Here is a 13,969-nt window from a genome sequence, read left to right on the forward strand (position 1 = left end):
GCGTATTACCTCTCAACCTTCGCGCCGGCCGGAACGGCATCGGCTGCCGGAGCATCGCCCTTGAGGTGCGGCTTCTTCCAGGCCATGTAGATCAGGCCGATCACGACGACGGAAACCGCGGAGATCAGGACGACGTAGTTGGCGAACCAGCCGTCCTCCGGTGTCCGGGGCCAGGCCATGTTGACCATGCCGAGCACGCCCCACACCAGGGCCGCGATGTTCACCGGGATACCCCAGGCGCCCAGCTGGAAAGCTCCGTTCGGCCTCCAGCCGAGGATGCGCGCGCGGAGCGAGGCCAGGACGACCATCTGGAAGCCCATGTACATGCCCATCGCCGCGAAGGAGATGATCACCGTCAGGGCGTCGCTGGAGACTTTCGATCCGATCACGATGAGGGCCGGCACCAGTCCTGCAAGGAGCAGCGCGTACGGGGGCACATGGCGCGATTCGCTGAAGGTGCTCAGGAGTTTGCTGCCCGGGAGGATGCCGTCACGGGCCATCGAGTAGGCGAGGCGCGAGGTGGCCGCCTGCAGGCTCAGCACGCAGGAGAGGAACGAGACCATGACGACGGCGAGGACCACCTTGAAGCCGATCGGGCCGAATGCGGAGAGGAGGATGTTGCCGACGGGATCCGTGTCGGTGCCGGAGATCACCGCGGCGAAATCGGGGACGGCGAGGATCAGGGACAGGCAGACGAACATCGCTGCGAAGCCACCGATGTAGATGGTCATCCTCATGGCCTTGGGGATGGTGCGGCCCGGGTTCGGAACTTCCTCGGCCACATCGCCGCAGGCTTCGAAGCCGTAGTACTGGAAGATGCCGATCAATCCCGCCGCGGCGAACGCCACGAAGTAGTTGCTGCCTTCCCCTGCGCCGAATGCCTGGAACAGGACGCCGAGGTCGTGCTGCCGGGCGGTCAGCAGCAGCCAGCTTCCGACTGCCAGTGCACCGCCGAGTTCCGCCAGGAGGCCGATCATCGCCACGGTGTTCAGCACCTTTGTTCCGCCGAGGTTCAGCACCGTCGCGAGCGCTATGACCACAAGGCCCGAAATGATGACGGAGTCGACGGTGTTCTCCATGCCGACAAGGGTGCTCAGGAATGGTCCTGCCCCATAGGCGACGCTGGCGATGGTGGTCAGGAGCGCCACGAGGTAGACCCAGCCATTCATCCAGCCCCATTTGCGGCCCCAGAGCCTGCGGGACCAGGGATAGACCCCTCCGGCCACCGGGTACGCCGCGACGACTTCCCCGAAGACCGTGGCCACCAGGAGTTGACCGAAGCCGACGATCACGAGGGACCAGAACATCGGAGGTCCGGCGACGCCCAGCGACGCCGCGAACAGTGAATAGACGGCCACGACCGGCGACAGGTAGGTGAAGCCGAGGGAGACGTTCCCCCAGAACGTCATCTCCCGCTTGAACTGCCTCTCGTAGGAGTAACCGAGGCTGGCGAGATGCTCAGCGTCCTCGTCGGCCACGGACTGCTCGGCCGGTTCCGCACTATCTACACGCATCGGATTCCTTCTCTCGGGTCCCTGGGGGCTCATGTGAGCTGGACCACGTCGTAAAAACTGTAGTTTCAAATGTTTAAATCTGCAACGTCGGGCCAGAACAGCGCCATTCAGCCGCTTCAACTCCGGCTACTGAGGGACAAGGGTGGCATAACCTATGTTTCCGTTGGATTACATGCATTGTCCGGTAGGCTTCGGAGGAAGAGGGAGCGAAGGTCGATGCCCCGACTACAGTTAGTGCTGTCCTTCCACGCATGGAGTCTGTTCTTGGCACCCACCACCGCTTTTCAAGCGCACGTCTACCGATCGCTGCCGGAGACCGAGCGCTCCGAAGCCATCGTGAACAGGATCTCCAAGGCGATCTCGCTGGGCCTGCTGAAGGTCGGTGAGCGGCTCCCCTCGGAGACGGCCCTGTCGGAGATGTTCGGCGTTGCACCGTCCACCCTCCGCGAAGCCTTGTCCGACCTCCGGGACCAGGGCATCGTCGCCACACGGCGTGGACGCAGCGGTGGGACGTTCATCGTCAAGCAACCCTTCACCTCGGCAGACGTGATGAAGAAGTGGTTCCGGGAGACCTCGATCGCCGAGATCCGGGATGTCGGTGACGAGCACGCCGCGATCGCTGCCGCCACGGTGAGGCTTGCCTGCGAACGCGCGGAACCCCACGAGGTCGGCAGGCTCCTCGAGCTCGCCCGGGGTCTCGTCATGTCGGACAAGCCGGAAGCGCGCGCACGCGCCGACAGCCGGTTCCACATCGAGCTGGCGGTCCTGGCGCAGTCCCCGAGGCTCACGAATGCGGAGATACGGTTACAGGCCGAGATCGTGCAGGCACTCTGGGCGCCCCTGCCAGTGACCCGCGATCCTGAACGGGTCGCGGCCGAGCATCTCGCACTGGCGCGTGCCATCGCGGACGACGCCGCCGAGGACGCCCAGCGATTGGTGCTGGAGCACATCCGCCACGACGTCCATCATCTGGTGGACACCAAATTGTCCCTCGGGTATCCCGCGGACGAGCAGGAGCAGCCATGACGAATGCTTTTGCCGCCAAGGCCGCAGCCGAGATCGCTGCCTGGATGAACGCACTCGGCGTCGACGTCCATGCCCTCGCGGCGCGGATGTCGATGCTGTGGGCGGACCGCCCCCGTCCCCTGAACATCACCCCCGGCGACATCGGGAAGCTCGAGGGCCTGGCCAGGGAGTTCCTCGAGACGCATGGTTTCGTCGTCGGAGCGGGCGTCATCTTCGCCACGGAAGCCATCAGGAGCAGTGAGGGCGGCCTCGAGTGGTGGATCAAGCGCGAGCACACCGTCGAGAAGCTGGAATTCGACCTGACACCGGGAGGGGAACGGTTCTACGACTACCAGAACATGCCCTTCTTCGCCTCGGCGAGCCGCACGGGCGAGCAGACGGCGTGGGGTCCGTACGTCGATTACCTGGGGTTCGACGAGTACATCCTCACGCACTCGGCGCCCATCCAGCTCGACGGGAAGTTCGCAGGAGTGGCCGGCTGCGACATACGTATCCGGAAGCTCGAAGAGATCTTCATGCCCGTCCTCCGGGCCATTCCCGGAGACGCCGCACTGCTCAACGGGAGCGGCCGTGTGGTGGTCGGGAATTCCGGGGCGTACCTGGTGGGGGAGCGGATCCGCACCGTTCCGGGCGACAAAGAGCTGATCCCGATCGACGTGCCGCACCTCGGTTTCTCGCTGCTGACCGGTCGTTAGCCGCCCTGGCGCTCCTCCGGCCCCGTGCCGGAGGTCTCACAGTCTCCGAACAGCTTCGCGACAGCGCTCGCCTACCTCGCCGCCCCACAGTGGAAGTAGTCCACCCACCCGGACCACAACCACCAAGGCCGCACTGCGGCGAAGCGAGGATCACCAGAATGTTCAATCCGAAGAAGATCGCACTCGGCGCCAGCGCGGCGGCCGTCGCCCTCGGCCTCAGCCTCGGGGCTACCGGGATGGCTTTCGCAACAGAGACGACGACGCCCACCCCGACCGCGACGTCGTCGGCCACTGCGGACGCGACGACCGGGGACGACGCAACCGGCGGTGGCGACCCCCGCGGCGGACACCACCGAGGCATCGATGCGGCCGAGCTGGCCACCCAGCTCGGCATCGACGAGGCAACGGTCACCGACGCACTGCAGACCGCTCGGAATGCTGCCGCGGCGGATGCCGGCACCACCAACGGGGAGAGGCCCGACCGTGACGCACTCGAGAGTGCCACTATCGCGTCGCTCGCCGAGACCCTCGGTCTCGAGGAGGCCGCAGTGCAGACCGCGGTCGACGAGCTCGAGGCCGAGGAGCAGGCCGAGCGCTCCGCAGCAGTGCAGGAGCGGCTCGACGCCGCAGTGGCGGACGGCTCCCTGACGCAGGCGGAAGCCGACGGTGCCGCCAAGGCAGTCGACCTGGGAATCCTCGGCGGCGGCCGCGGCTGACCGCTGCCAGTAAGACCAGGAGGCTCCGGTCCCACCGGGGCCTCCTGGTCGTCGTAACCCGCCTCACAACGGCCCGGAGCTGCCCAGGACCTGCGGGGTTAGGATGCCGGATGATGCCGTTCAGGAAGATCGCTCCGCAGCGCGACGAAAGGCCCTTCCATGCATGACCCGCTCGATGTTCACGACCTCGTCTCGGACGAACTGCGGCAGCGCGGCGAAACCGGTCATGACGTCACGCAGCTGTCCGGACGCCTGGCCGATACCGGGAAGCACGACCGGCAGGGACTGGAGAACCTCCTCGCCGAACTGGCGGACCTTCCGAGGACCGGCGCATGGGACTACGAGGAACCCGACGCACTGCCCGACATCCTCGACAGCATGCCGTCCCCGCCGCGTCCGGCCGTCATACCCGCCCCTGGTCCCGAGCTGCACGACCGCATCCTGGGGGGATGGCTCGGGCGCATCGCCGGCTGCAACCTCGGCAAGCCGATCGAGAGCGGGGACTACTGGACCAGCGACCGGATCCGCTCCTACCTCGAGCTGACCGGCTCCTACCCCCTGCGGGACTACGTCCCGGCGATGGACCCGATGCCCGAGGGCTACCGCCTGGAGGAGAACTGGGTGAACACCACGCGCGGGAGGGTCGCAGGATCGGACCGGGACGACGACATCGACTACACCATCCTCGCCCTGCACATGCTCGAACGCCACGGGATGCATCTGACGCCCGCCGACGTCGCCGCGACGTGGCTGGCCTACGTGCCCTACCTGCGGGTCTTCACCGCCGAACGCGCCGCCTACGTCAACCTCCTCACCAACGTTCCCATCGGGGAGGTCGCCACCACCCGAAACCCCTACCGCGAATGGATCGGTGCCCTGATCCGCGGGGACGCCCACGGCTGGACGCAGCCCGGGCGCCCGGAGCAGGCAATTCTCAGCGCCTACAACGATGCGACCCTCTCCCACCGGGCCAACGGCATCTACGGCGAGATGTGGTCCGCCGCGCTGATGTCCTCTGCCGCCGCGGCCTCGACCGTCGCCGAAGCGTTCGAACGGTCACTGCACTTCGTGCCGGCCCGCTCCCGGCTCGCCGAAGCCCTGCACCGGGTCCGGAACCTGCACCGCAGCGGCGCGACCTGGGACGAGGCGCTCTCCACCATCCAGCACCACTACGGGCACTACAGCTGGGTCCACACGGTCAACAACGCGGCCATCATCACCGCCGGGCTCCTCTGGGGCGACGGCGACTACACCACCACGGTCGGCCTCACCGTGCAGGGCGGATGGGACACCGACTCCAACGGAGCCACGGCAGGCGCGGTCGCCGGAACCGTCCTGGGCGCCGCAGCCCTGCCGGAGCACTTCGTCGGACCCCTTCAGGACCGGACCCGCTCAGCCGTCTTCGGCTACGACAACTCCCGCATCTCCGATCTCGCCCACCGCACCATCACCCTCGCCACAGCGAACGCGACAGCGTGAGACCGCTACGGACACCGGTGCACCCCGGAGAATAGGCACCTCGCTCGGAGCGGCCGTCGGTCGCGCAACGGTAGGCGCGCGCCTCGGTCGGGCATCCGTCCCGTGGATACCAGCTATTCCAAATGCATGATTCCCCGATATCCCGAGCCTTGCCACAGTGAGCACAGTCACATCCTGCGTCCACACGGCGCCAGGCCCGCGTGACCATCACGAGGCGAAGGAAATTCAATGGAGAATATTCATCCCGCGGGGACCGATACCCGGACTGCCCCGGTTCCAGCCGCCGCTCCGGGCCCTGCCGGCCGGATCCAGGCGGCGCTGCTGGTGGCCGGAAGCTGCATGCCGGTCCTCGGCGCGGTCCTGCTGGCACCTGTCCTGCCCACGCTCAATCAGGCCTTCGCGGATACTCCGGGCGTGGCCCTCCTGGTGCCGCTCACCCTGACCCTGCCGGCACTGTTCGTGGCACTCTTCTCTCCCCTGGCCGGGTGGGTGGCGGACCGGGTGGGCCGCAAGCAGCTGCTCGTCGGTGCGATGCTCGCCTACGCGGTCTTCGGTACGGCACCGCTGTGGCTGCAGACGCTGGGATCGATCGCCCTGTCCCGCGTGGGGGTCGGTATCGCCGAGGCGGCCATCATCACGTGCTGCACCACCCTCATCACCGACTACTACGCGGGGGAACAGCGCAACAAGTACCTGGGGCTGCAGACCATGGTCAGCGCGCTCGCGGCGACCGCCTTCTTCGCGCTGGGCGGAGCCCTGGGCAGCATCAGCTGGCGGACGCCGTTCTGGCTGTATGCCGCCAGCGCCGTCATCGTCATCCCCATGATCTTCAAGCTGTGGGAACCGGACCGGACGCAGCGCACGACGGCGGCCAGGACTCCGGTGCCGTGGCGGCAGATCGGTGCGCCGGCAGCGGTGACACTGTTCGGCGGCATCGTCTTCTACGCACTGATCGTCCACCTGCCCTACGTGATCACCGGCCTGGGTGTCGCGGATGCGGCACTGATCGGGATCGCCGCCGCCATCGCCTCCCTCGCGACGGCGGCAGGGGCCATCTCGTTCCGTTTCCTGGCGAAGCTCGGGACGCGGAACCTGCTGGCACTCGCTTTCGGACTGGCCGCCGTCGGTTTGTTCGTCGTGTCGATCGCAGGCACCGTGCCGCTGGCGATCGGAGGAGCGGTGGTTGCCAGTGCCGGGACGGGCATCCTGCTGCCCACCCTGCTGACGTGGGCCGTCACCGGACTGGATCTCCAGCAGCGGGGGCGTGGGACGGGCATCTGGACCGCGACCCTGTTCATCGGGCAGTTCCTCACGCCGATCGTCATCGGAGCGGCCTCCGCAGGCCTGGGAAGCCTCGGCGTGGCGCTCGGTGCGCTGGGCATCGCGTGCGCCGTGGCGCTGCTGGCTGTCCTGGCCCGGGGGCCCCGCATGGCGCCTGTGGTCCCGTAGGGTCTGCGGGCAGGCCAGGCACAGCTGGATAACCTAGGGGTATGAAGAACCTGGACCTGAACCTGTTGCCGCAGCTGCAGGTCCTGCTGGAGCTGCGCAACGTGTCCCGGGCCGCGGAACGGCTCGGGCTCAGCCAGCCCGCTACCAGCGCTGCGATGGCCCGGCTGCGGAGGCACTTCGACGACGAACTCCTGGTCCGCAATGGCCGCACCTATGACCTCACGCCCTTCGCGCAGGCACTGGTCCCGCTGGTGGATGAAGCGATGCTCCACATCCAGCGGGCCACGCGTGTGCGGTCCGGCTTCGATGCCGCCACCAGCGAGCGTGAATTCGTGATCGCGGCCTCGGACTACGCGGCAGCGCTCATCGTCGGGCCGCTGCGGCGGATCCTGCAGGAGGAAGCGCCGAACGTGTCGGTGGACTTCGTTCCCACCGGCGCCTCGGGGATGCAGGGGCAGATGGCCGAGTTTTCACGGATGGACCTGATGGTGGGGCCCACCGGGTACCAGATGCAGGGCGCCTCGAAGCAGCTGTTCCGGGACAGTTTCGTGGCCGTGGCCGGCGCCGGGAATCCGCTGCTCCAGCAGCCACGCCTGACCCTCGAAGCCCTGACCGAGGTTCCGCACGCCGTCGGCTACTTTGGTGAGGGGATCAGCACGCCATCGGACAAGCTCTTCGAATCGCGTGGGCTGCAGCGCCGGGTGGCGGCGGTGGTGGCCGGCTTCCTGTCGCTGCCGCTGCTGGTCGAGGGCACGGACCTGGTGGCACTGGTGCCGCGGATGCTGGCCGCACGCGCCCAGCGGGGCGCGGACATCGTGGTGCTGGAGTTCTCCGAAGGTGCGGAAGCCTCCCTCGTCGAGGCCATGTACTGGCACCCGTCACAGACGGAGGATCCCGCCGGCGTCTGGCTGCGGTCCGTGGTCCAGCGGGCCTGCTTCCGCCTGCACGAGCTCTTCCCCGCGACCGTCCACCCGGTGGCCATCAGCGTCGCGGATACCGTGTAGGCGTAACGGGGTCTTCCCTACGGGATGACCAGCACCTCCGGGCGCGGCTACCTCAGCGCGTCGGAGACCGCCTTGGCCCCGCCGTGACCGGACTGGCCGCCGTCCACCGGGATGTCCGCGCCGGTGACGAAGGAGGAGAGCGGGCTGAGCAGGAACAGCACCACGCCGGCCACCTCCTCCGCCGTACCGGTGCGGCCCAGCGGTGTCTCGGCCAGGGTCGCCTGACGGAACTCGGGCTTCACGGTGGCCGTCATGGGTGTCTCGATGAATCCGGGATGGACGGTGTTGACGCGGATGCCGCGCGGACCGAGCTCCATCGCCGCCACCTGCGAGAGTCCCCGCAGGGCCCACTTGCTGGTGGTGTAGGCCACGGGATAGTGGGCGGTGAGGGCCGCCACGGACCCGACGTTCACGATGGAGGACCCCTCACCCATCAGCGGAGCGAGGGCCTGGATGCCGAGCAGGGATCCGGCGACATTCACCTCGTAGACCTTCTGCAGGTCCGCCACCGAGGCATCCAGCAGCCTGCTGCGCTGCGTGATGCCGGCGTTGTTCACCAGCCCGTCCACCGTCCAGCCCTGGGAGCCGATCCAGCCGGCGAGGTCCTTCCAACCCGAGGCATCGGTGACATCCAGCCGCCGGTAGAGCGGGCTGTCCGCGGCGGATGCCACCACGCCGTCCGGCATGTCCTCGGACAGGTCAGTGGCAATGACACGCGCCCCCGCCGCTGCCAGGAGCCGCGCCTCCGCCGCCCCTTGCCCTTGGCCGGCTCCGGTGACCACGACCGTCCGGCCCTCGAGCTGGAGGGATATCACCTAGGCCCTGCCGGCGGGGGAGGCGGAAGCGGAGGTCACGGCACGGTTCCGCGGACGTGTCCGCGCAGCCACCCGGGTCACTGCTTCGCGCCGCGTTCCGACCGTGTTCTCGATGGTCCCGATTCCCTCCACCGTCATCCGCACCACGTCCCCGGTCGTCAGAGGCGGCGGAGTCTGCGAGCCGTTCCGCCCCCACAGCTCGGCCAGGCAGCCGCTGCCGCAGGTCCCCGAACCCAGCACGTCGCCCGGCCGCACGACGGAGTCCTGCGAGGCGTAGGCCACCAGTTCGGCGAAGGGCCAGCCCATGTTGGAGAGCAGGTCCTGGCCGATCGCCTTCCCGTTGACCTCCACGGCCAGGGAGATCGGCAGGAACCCCTCGGCGTCGTGCCGGTCCTCGAACTCGTCCGCCGTGACGATCCAGGGTCCCAGGGTGTTGGCGAAGTCCTTGCCCTTGCACGGGCCGAGGCTGACCTTCATCTCGCGGCGCTGCAGGTCCCGCGCGGACCAGTCGTTGAGCACCGTGTAGCCGAAGATATGATCGTGCGCCTCCGCAGCGGACAGGTTGCTGCCGTCGCTTCCGGGAACACGCCCGACGACGGCGGCTACCTCCGTCTCGAAGTCCAGCGCGTCACAGCCTGCAGGGATGCCGATCACCGTGCCGGTGCCGGTCACCGTATGGGGATTGGTGAAGTAGAACGTGGGGGCTTCGTACCACTCGGGCACCACGCCGGCCACGCCGTCGATGCTCTTCCGGACCCCTTCGACATGCTCCTCGAAGGCCACGAAGTCCCGGATGGTCGCCGGAACGAGCGGGGCAAGCAGCGTGACGTCACCCAGCGGAACAGCAGGGGCGGTACGGACGGTTTTCTCCGCGAGGCGCAGGGTTTCGGCGAGCCCGGCCTCCAGGAGGGTGCCGACAGTGGTGCCGGCGGGCAGTGCGAAGCACGCGTCCCCCTCCATGAAGCCGGACTGCGTCCCGCCGTCGTCGTTCCAGCGCGCGATCTTCACCATGGGGTTCCTCAGGAGGTCGGTCGGACGGACTGGATGGCTGCAGCGGTGATGCCGAGGGCTGCGGCGTTGCCGGCCAGGACACTGCCCTGGTCCCGGGCCGGCAGCCCGGCGGCGAGGACGTCGGCGACCGGACGGTCCGAGCCCATGTCGAACGGGTAGTCGGAGCCGAGCAGGACCTGCTCCGGTCCGGCGGCCGCGACGAGCGCGCGGAGTTCCGCGGGGCTGTGGACCAGAGAATCGAAATAGAGCCTTTTCAGGTACGAGGACGGCGCCTCCGCGCAGCCGTGCGCTTCCGGCCGCACGCGCCAGGCATGGTCCGAACGGCCCAGCGTACTGGGAAGGTAGCCGCCGCCGTGAGCTGCCAGGATCCTCAGGCCGGGGTGCCGGTCCAGGACTCCGCTGAAGATGAGGTGGGACAGGGCGACAGCGTTCTCCGCGGGCTGCGAGACCGTGTTGGCCAGGTAGAACCGGTCCAGTCGCTCGTCGAGGGAGCAGCCGAACGGGTGCAGGAAGACGATGGCGCCCAGTTCCTCCGCGCGCGACCAGAAATCCTCGAGGCGCGGGTCCGAGAGTTCCACCGTGGTCCGGTCAGGATCTCCCGGAGTGGCAGCGAAGGAGCCGATCTCCACGCCCAGGAGTCCGCAGTCGATGACGGCGTCCTCCAGGGCTTCCACCATCAGCTGCGGGTGCTGAAGGGGGACCAGGCCGAGCCCGTTGAGCCGGTCCGGCGCCTGGTCCACCAACGCCCTGATGGCCCGGTTGGCCCGGCGTGCCAGCTCCAGGGAGAGCTCCGGCTTCGCGAAATAGGAGAAGTGCGACGGCGAGGGCGACACCAGCTGCACGTCCACCCCCTGCGCGTCCATGTCCGCCAGGCGGCGCCCCAGGTCCGTCAGCTGCGGCCAGCGTTCCTTGATCATCTGTCCGGAGGCGGCCATCGACGGGCCGCCGTTGCGGCGGACTTCCAGTTCCTGCTGGGCGGCGAAGCCCGCCGGATCGGCCTCGGCGACGAGTTGCTGCAGTGCGGGAAGGAGCGCGTGGGCGTGGACGTCCACCACCGAGCCGGCGTCGGGTACGGGAGCCATCACGCCTCTTCCTTCAGCAGGGTGGACAGGCCGTGCATGAGCCCGGGCACATCGGCGTCGCGTACGCCGTCGAGCATCCACTGGCCCAGCTGGACGGAGGCGCCGACCACGGCGCGCGCACGGTCCAGCCGCCTGTCGGAGAACTCCTTCCAGAGCGTCTCGGTGACTTCGTCGTGGCTGATCAGCAGCTCGGCCAGGACTGCGGCGTCCTCCACGGCCATCGCGGCGCCCTGGGCGACCGTGGGCGGGCAGCTGTGCGCAGCGTCACCGATGATGACCGTGCGGCCGCGGTGCCAGTCCCCGTCGACGAGGTGACTGGTGAACCTGGTGTAGTTGACCCGGGCGCTGGAGTCCAGGTTCGCGCGGATCTCGTTCCATGGACCCCCGTAGGCCGCGGCGAGCTCCGACATGATCCTTGGCCCGTCCTCCTGGCTGCGCTCCTGCGCCTTCTCCACGAGGTAGGCGTAGATGGTGTCCGGCCCGGTGGGGCAGTAGCCGGCGATGTAGCAGGGGCCGCCGTAGGTGAGGTCCGTGCGGACCACATCCTTGGGACGTTCCACGAAGGCCCGCCAGATGCCCATCCCGGTGGCCACCGGTTCGACGTCGATCCCGATGGCCTTGCGGACCGCCGAGTGCAGCCCGTCGGCGCCGATCAGCAGGTCATAGGTGCGGCGCCCGCCGTCGGACGTCTCCACCGTGACGGTGCCCCCGATGTCAGAGAGATCATCAGCCACGCCGGTGACGGACGTGCCGTACGTGATGACGGCTCCCGACTGCAGGGCGCGTTCACGCAGGATCGAGGTGAGTTCGGGACGGTACATGCCGAGGGTGGCCGGCAGGTCGTCACCGCCGGTGCGGATGTCGTCCAGCACGGCGAGAACCGTTCCCGCCGGGTCCGGCGCCCGCAGTCCCACAGTGCTGAACGGGTACCCCTTGGCGGAGATCTGGTCCCAGACGCCGAGCCGGCGGAAGATCCGCAGCGCGTTGCCCTGCAGGGTGATCCCGGAACCGAGCGTCTGGGGGGCGTCCGCGCGCTCCAGGATCTCGACCTCGACGCCGGCATCCGCCAGGAGGATGGCCGCTGTCAGTCCCGCGGCTCCGGCCCCGACGATTCCGACCTTCTGTACTGCTGCCATCGCTGACTCCTTTGTATTGACGGCGTTACTGCTGATGGTGGTGCTCGCGTGCGGGAGCTACCGGAGCGCGATCGGGTTCACCGGTGAGCCGACGGCGCCGGTGATCGGGAGGGGCGCTGCGATGAGCAGGAAATCGTACCTGCCGTCCCCTGCGCAGCTTTCCGCGAGGGCGTCGGGGTCCCACATCTCGCCCAGGAAGAGCCCCAGGTTGGGGATGGCGATCTGGTGGAGCGGCTGGAAGGCGGCGTCGAACTCGTTGGGCCGCACCTCGAAACCCCAGGTGTCGGTGGCGATGCCCGCGATCTCACTCGCGTGCAGCCAGGGGGCTGTGCCGAAGGACAGGCCCGGGGCGGCGCCACCGGCGTACTCGCCCCAGCCCTCGCGGCGGGCGCGGGTGTACTGCCCGGTGCGGATGATCACGATGTCGCCCCGGCGCACGGTCGAGCTCGGACCCTGGCGTTCCATGGTCCTTTCGAGGTGGTCCACGGTGATGGCGAAGCCGTCCGGCAGCTCGCCGTCGTCCCGTCCGGTCTCCTCGGCGAGCCCGCGGCCGACATCCAGCAGGACGCCTCGGGTGGCGATCCTGGCCGCGGCCGTCTCAATGCCGGTGACGAGGTCCCCTTCGGAGGTGACGACGTCGCCCGCCGCCCGTCCGTTCCAGGCCTTGCCGCGGTCGAAGATGTGGCCCAGCCCGTCCCACTGGGTGGAACACTGCAGTGGCATGGCGATCACGTCGTCGGCGCCACCGAAGCCGTGCGGGAACCCCTGGTTGCCGCGTTCGGCATCCACCCCGGTGTCCGTCATGGTGTGCACGGGGTTGGTGCGTCGCCGCCACCCCTTCTGCGGGCCATTGGTGTCGAAGGGCTGGGACAGAGAGAAGATCTCCCCGGTGCGCACCAGCGCGGCGGCCTCGAGCCGTTTGGCGGCGTCGATGAAATTGAGGGTGCCCAGGACGTCGTCCTCACCCCACCGGCCCCAGTTGTTGTGCGCTTCGGCCATGGCGCTGATGCTGCCCATGGCGTCGGTGCGGTCGATTCGGGGGCTGCCCGAGAGCGGTGTCGCCTTGTCCGCGGAGATGGTCATGACCGGCCGCTTTCGGCCGGGATCTCGTCCCTGCAGGAGATGAGCTGGGTGCCGAGGCCGGTGATGGTGCCCTCCATGACGTCCCCGTCGCGCAGCAGCCTGCCCCAGTGGGCGCCGTTGCCGGCCGGGCTGCCCGTGAGGACGAGGTCGCCGGCGCGCAGTGGCATGGTCTGTGAGGCCTCGCTGATGAGCTTGGCGACGCCGAAGATCATGTCCTGCGTGGATTCGTCCTGCATGACCTGGCCGTTGAGCTTCAGCGTCACCTGCACGTCCTGCGGATCGCCGAAGAACTTGGCCGGAACGAGCAACGGGCCGGTGGGCAGGAAGCCCGGGGCGTTCTTGGCCCGGTACCAGTCGGATCCGATGGCGGGCATGTCCTTGCGGAAGACGTACTCCCGGGTGGTGATGTCGTTGACCATGGTGTACCCGAACACGTAGTCCAGGGCCTCTTCCGGGGTCACCCGGAAGGCTTCCCGGCCGATGACGGCCGCCAGCTCGAGTTCCCAGTCATGGGACTTCGAGTAGGCCGGCAGGGTGAGGTCGTCGGTGGCGGAGGCGATCGCCGTCGGCAGGCCGATGAAGAAGTAGGGTGTGCCCTGCCCGGCGCGGCTGTCCATCATCTCCGCGGTCCTGGCGCGCACCTCCGCCTCGTCCTCGCCGGGCTCGCGGTGGGCGGCGGCGAGGTCGATCACGTGCTTGCGGTAGTTCGCGCCGGTCTGAAGCACCTGGGCGGGTTCCACCGGTGCCAGGACCTCGACGTCGGCGAGCGTCAGGCTCGTGCCGTTCCCGGCAGAAGCGGCAAGGGCGTCCAGCTGGCTCTCGAGGGTGTCCCAGTGCTGGATGAGGGACGTGATGTCCTCGTCCAACGGCAGGACCTGCTCGCCGACCAGGAGGCCGGCGCGGGCCTTGTTGCCGCCGGGCTCCTGGAAGCGGATCAGTGCATACGTCTGCTCTGCCAT

Annotated in this window: 13 protein-coding genes; 6 read left to right on the forward strand and 7 right to left on the reverse strand. The window is 68.5% G+C overall.

Annotation, left to right across the window (positions count from 1 at the left end; translation table 11 throughout):
- Positions 1-5: 5 nt before the first annotated feature.
- On the reverse strand, positions 6-1,514 hold the full coding sequence (locus P5G52_RS04050; protein ID WP_301224908.1) for an APC family permease: 1,509 nt from the start codon (positions 1,512-1,514) through the stop codon (positions 6-8).
- 264 nt (positions 1,515-1,778) lie between these two features.
- On the opposite strand from P5G52_RS04050, the gene P5G52_RS04055 reads away from it, so the two are divergent.
- The 6 genes from P5G52_RS04055 (at position 1,779) to P5G52_RS04080 (ending at position 7,883) form a co-directional block, all read left to right on the forward strand.
- Positions 1,779-2,540, forward strand: coding sequence for a FadR/GntR family transcriptional regulator (locus tag P5G52_RS04055; protein WP_301224910.1), 762 nt, complete (start codon positions 1,779-1,781; stop codon positions 2,538-2,540).
- Positions 2,537-3,235: a cache domain-containing protein gene (locus tag P5G52_RS04060; protein ID WP_301224912.1), complete on the forward strand. Its 699-nt coding sequence runs from the start codon at positions 2,537-2,539 to the stop codon at positions 3,233-3,235. Before P5G52_RS04055 ends, P5G52_RS04060 begins: the two co-directional genes overlap by 4 nt.
- Before the next feature lie 158 nt (positions 3,236-3,393).
- Positions 3,394-3,951 (forward strand): hypothetical protein, encoded by a 558-nt coding sequence (locus P5G52_RS04065; protein ID WP_301224914.1) that lies wholly within the window; start codon positions 3,394-3,396, stop codon positions 3,949-3,951.
- A 159-nt stretch (positions 3,952-4,110) separates the two neighbouring features.
- On the forward strand, positions 4,111-5,430 hold the full coding sequence (locus tag P5G52_RS04070) for an ADP-ribosylglycohydrolase family protein (protein ID WP_301224916.1): 1,320 nt from the start codon (positions 4,111-4,113) through the stop codon (positions 5,428-5,430).
- 228 nt (positions 5,431-5,658) lie between these two features.
- Entirely contained in the window at positions 5,659-6,879 is a 1,221-nt protein-coding gene (locus tag P5G52_RS04075; RefSeq protein ID WP_301224918.1) for an MFS transporter, read from the forward strand.
- A 41-nt stretch (positions 6,880-6,920) separates the two neighbouring features.
- A complete protein-coding gene (locus P5G52_RS04080; protein ID WP_301224919.1) occupies positions 6,921-7,883 on the forward strand; it encodes a LysR family transcriptional regulator in 963 nt (320 codons plus the stop codon).
- Positions 7,884-7,930: 47 nt separating this feature from the next.
- Here P5G52_RS04080 and P5G52_RS04085 read toward each other — a convergent pair whose 3' ends face one another.
- From P5G52_RS04085 to P5G52_RS04110, 6 genes are read right to left on the reverse strand one after another with little or no spacing between them, the layout of a single operon-like run.
- A complete protein-coding gene (locus P5G52_RS04085) occupies positions 7,931-8,698 on the reverse strand; it encodes an SDR family NAD(P)-dependent oxidoreductase (RefSeq protein ID WP_301224921.1) in 768 nt (255 codons plus the stop codon).
- Positions 8,699-9,709: a fumarylacetoacetate hydrolase family protein gene (locus P5G52_RS04090; protein ID WP_301224923.1), complete on the reverse strand. Its 1,011-nt coding sequence runs from the start codon at positions 9,707-9,709 to the stop codon at positions 8,699-8,701. It abuts the gene before it with no gap.
- An 8-nt stretch (positions 9,710-9,717) separates the two neighbouring features.
- Positions 9,718-10,791 carry an amidohydrolase family protein gene (locus P5G52_RS04095; protein WP_301224925.1) on the reverse strand — a complete coding sequence of 358 codons (1,074 nt, stop codon included), beginning with the start codon at positions 10,789-10,791 and terminating at the stop codon, positions 9,718-9,720.
- A complete protein-coding gene (locus tag P5G52_RS04100) occupies positions 10,791-11,927 on the reverse strand; it encodes an FAD-dependent monooxygenase (RefSeq protein WP_301224927.1) in 1,137 nt (378 codons plus the stop codon). Before P5G52_RS04100 ends, P5G52_RS04095 begins: the two co-directional genes overlap by 1 nt.
- 57 nt (positions 11,928-11,984) lie before the next feature.
- On the reverse strand, positions 11,985-13,010 hold the full coding sequence (locus tag P5G52_RS04105) for a cyclase family protein (protein WP_301224929.1): 1,026 nt from the start codon (positions 13,008-13,010) through the stop codon (positions 11,985-11,987).
- A complete protein-coding gene (locus P5G52_RS04110) occupies positions 13,007-13,969 on the reverse strand; it encodes a fumarylacetoacetate hydrolase family protein (protein ID WP_301224931.1) in 963 nt (320 codons plus the stop codon). Before P5G52_RS04110 ends, P5G52_RS04105 begins: the two co-directional genes overlap by 4 nt.

This window comes from Arthrobacter burdickii (assembly GCF_030433645.1).
GTDB lineage: Bacteria > Actinomycetota > Actinomycetes > Actinomycetales > Micrococcaceae > Arthrobacter_D > Arthrobacter_D burdickii.

Coding starts and splice junctions, on each gene's coding strand:
- P5G52_RS04075 (WP_301224918.1), top strand. CDS start 5,659: ATGGAGAATATTCATCCCGCGGGGACCGATACCCGGACTGCCCCGGTT.
- P5G52_RS04060 (WP_301224912.1), top strand. CDS start 2,537: ATGACGAATGCTTTTGCCGCCAAGGCCGCAGCCGAGATCGCTGCCTGG.
- P5G52_RS04080 (WP_301224919.1), top strand. CDS start 6,921: ATGAAGAACCTGGACCTGAACCTGTTGCCGCAGCTGCAGGTCCTGCTG.
- P5G52_RS04105 (WP_301224929.1), bottom strand. CDS start 13,010: ATGACCATCTCCGCGGACAAGGCGACACCGCTCTCGGGCAGCCCCCGA.
- P5G52_RS04095 (WP_301224925.1), bottom strand. CDS start 10,791: ATGGCTCCCGTACCCGACGCCGGCTCGGTGGTGGACGTCCACGCCCAC.
- P5G52_RS04110 (WP_301224931.1), bottom strand. CDS start 13,969: ATGGCAGAGCAGACGTATGCACTGATCCGCTTCCAGGAGCCCGGCGGC.
- P5G52_RS04065 (WP_301224914.1), top strand. CDS start 3,394: ATGTTCAATCCGAAGAAGATCGCACTCGGCGCCAGCGCGGCGGCCGTC.
- P5G52_RS04070 (WP_301224916.1), top strand. CDS start 4,111: ATGCATGACCCGCTCGATGTTCACGACCTCGTCTCGGACGAACTGCGG.
- P5G52_RS04100 (WP_301224927.1), bottom strand. CDS start 11,927: ATGGCAGCAGTACAGAAGGTCGGAATCGTCGGGGCCGGAGCCGCGGGA.
- P5G52_RS04090 (WP_301224923.1), bottom strand. CDS start 9,709: ATGGTGAAGATCGCGCGCTGGAACGACGACGGCGGGACGCAGTCCGGC.
- P5G52_RS04050 (WP_301224908.1), bottom strand. CDS start 1,514: ATGCGTGTAGATAGTGCGGAACCGGCCGAGCAGTCCGTGGCCGACGAG.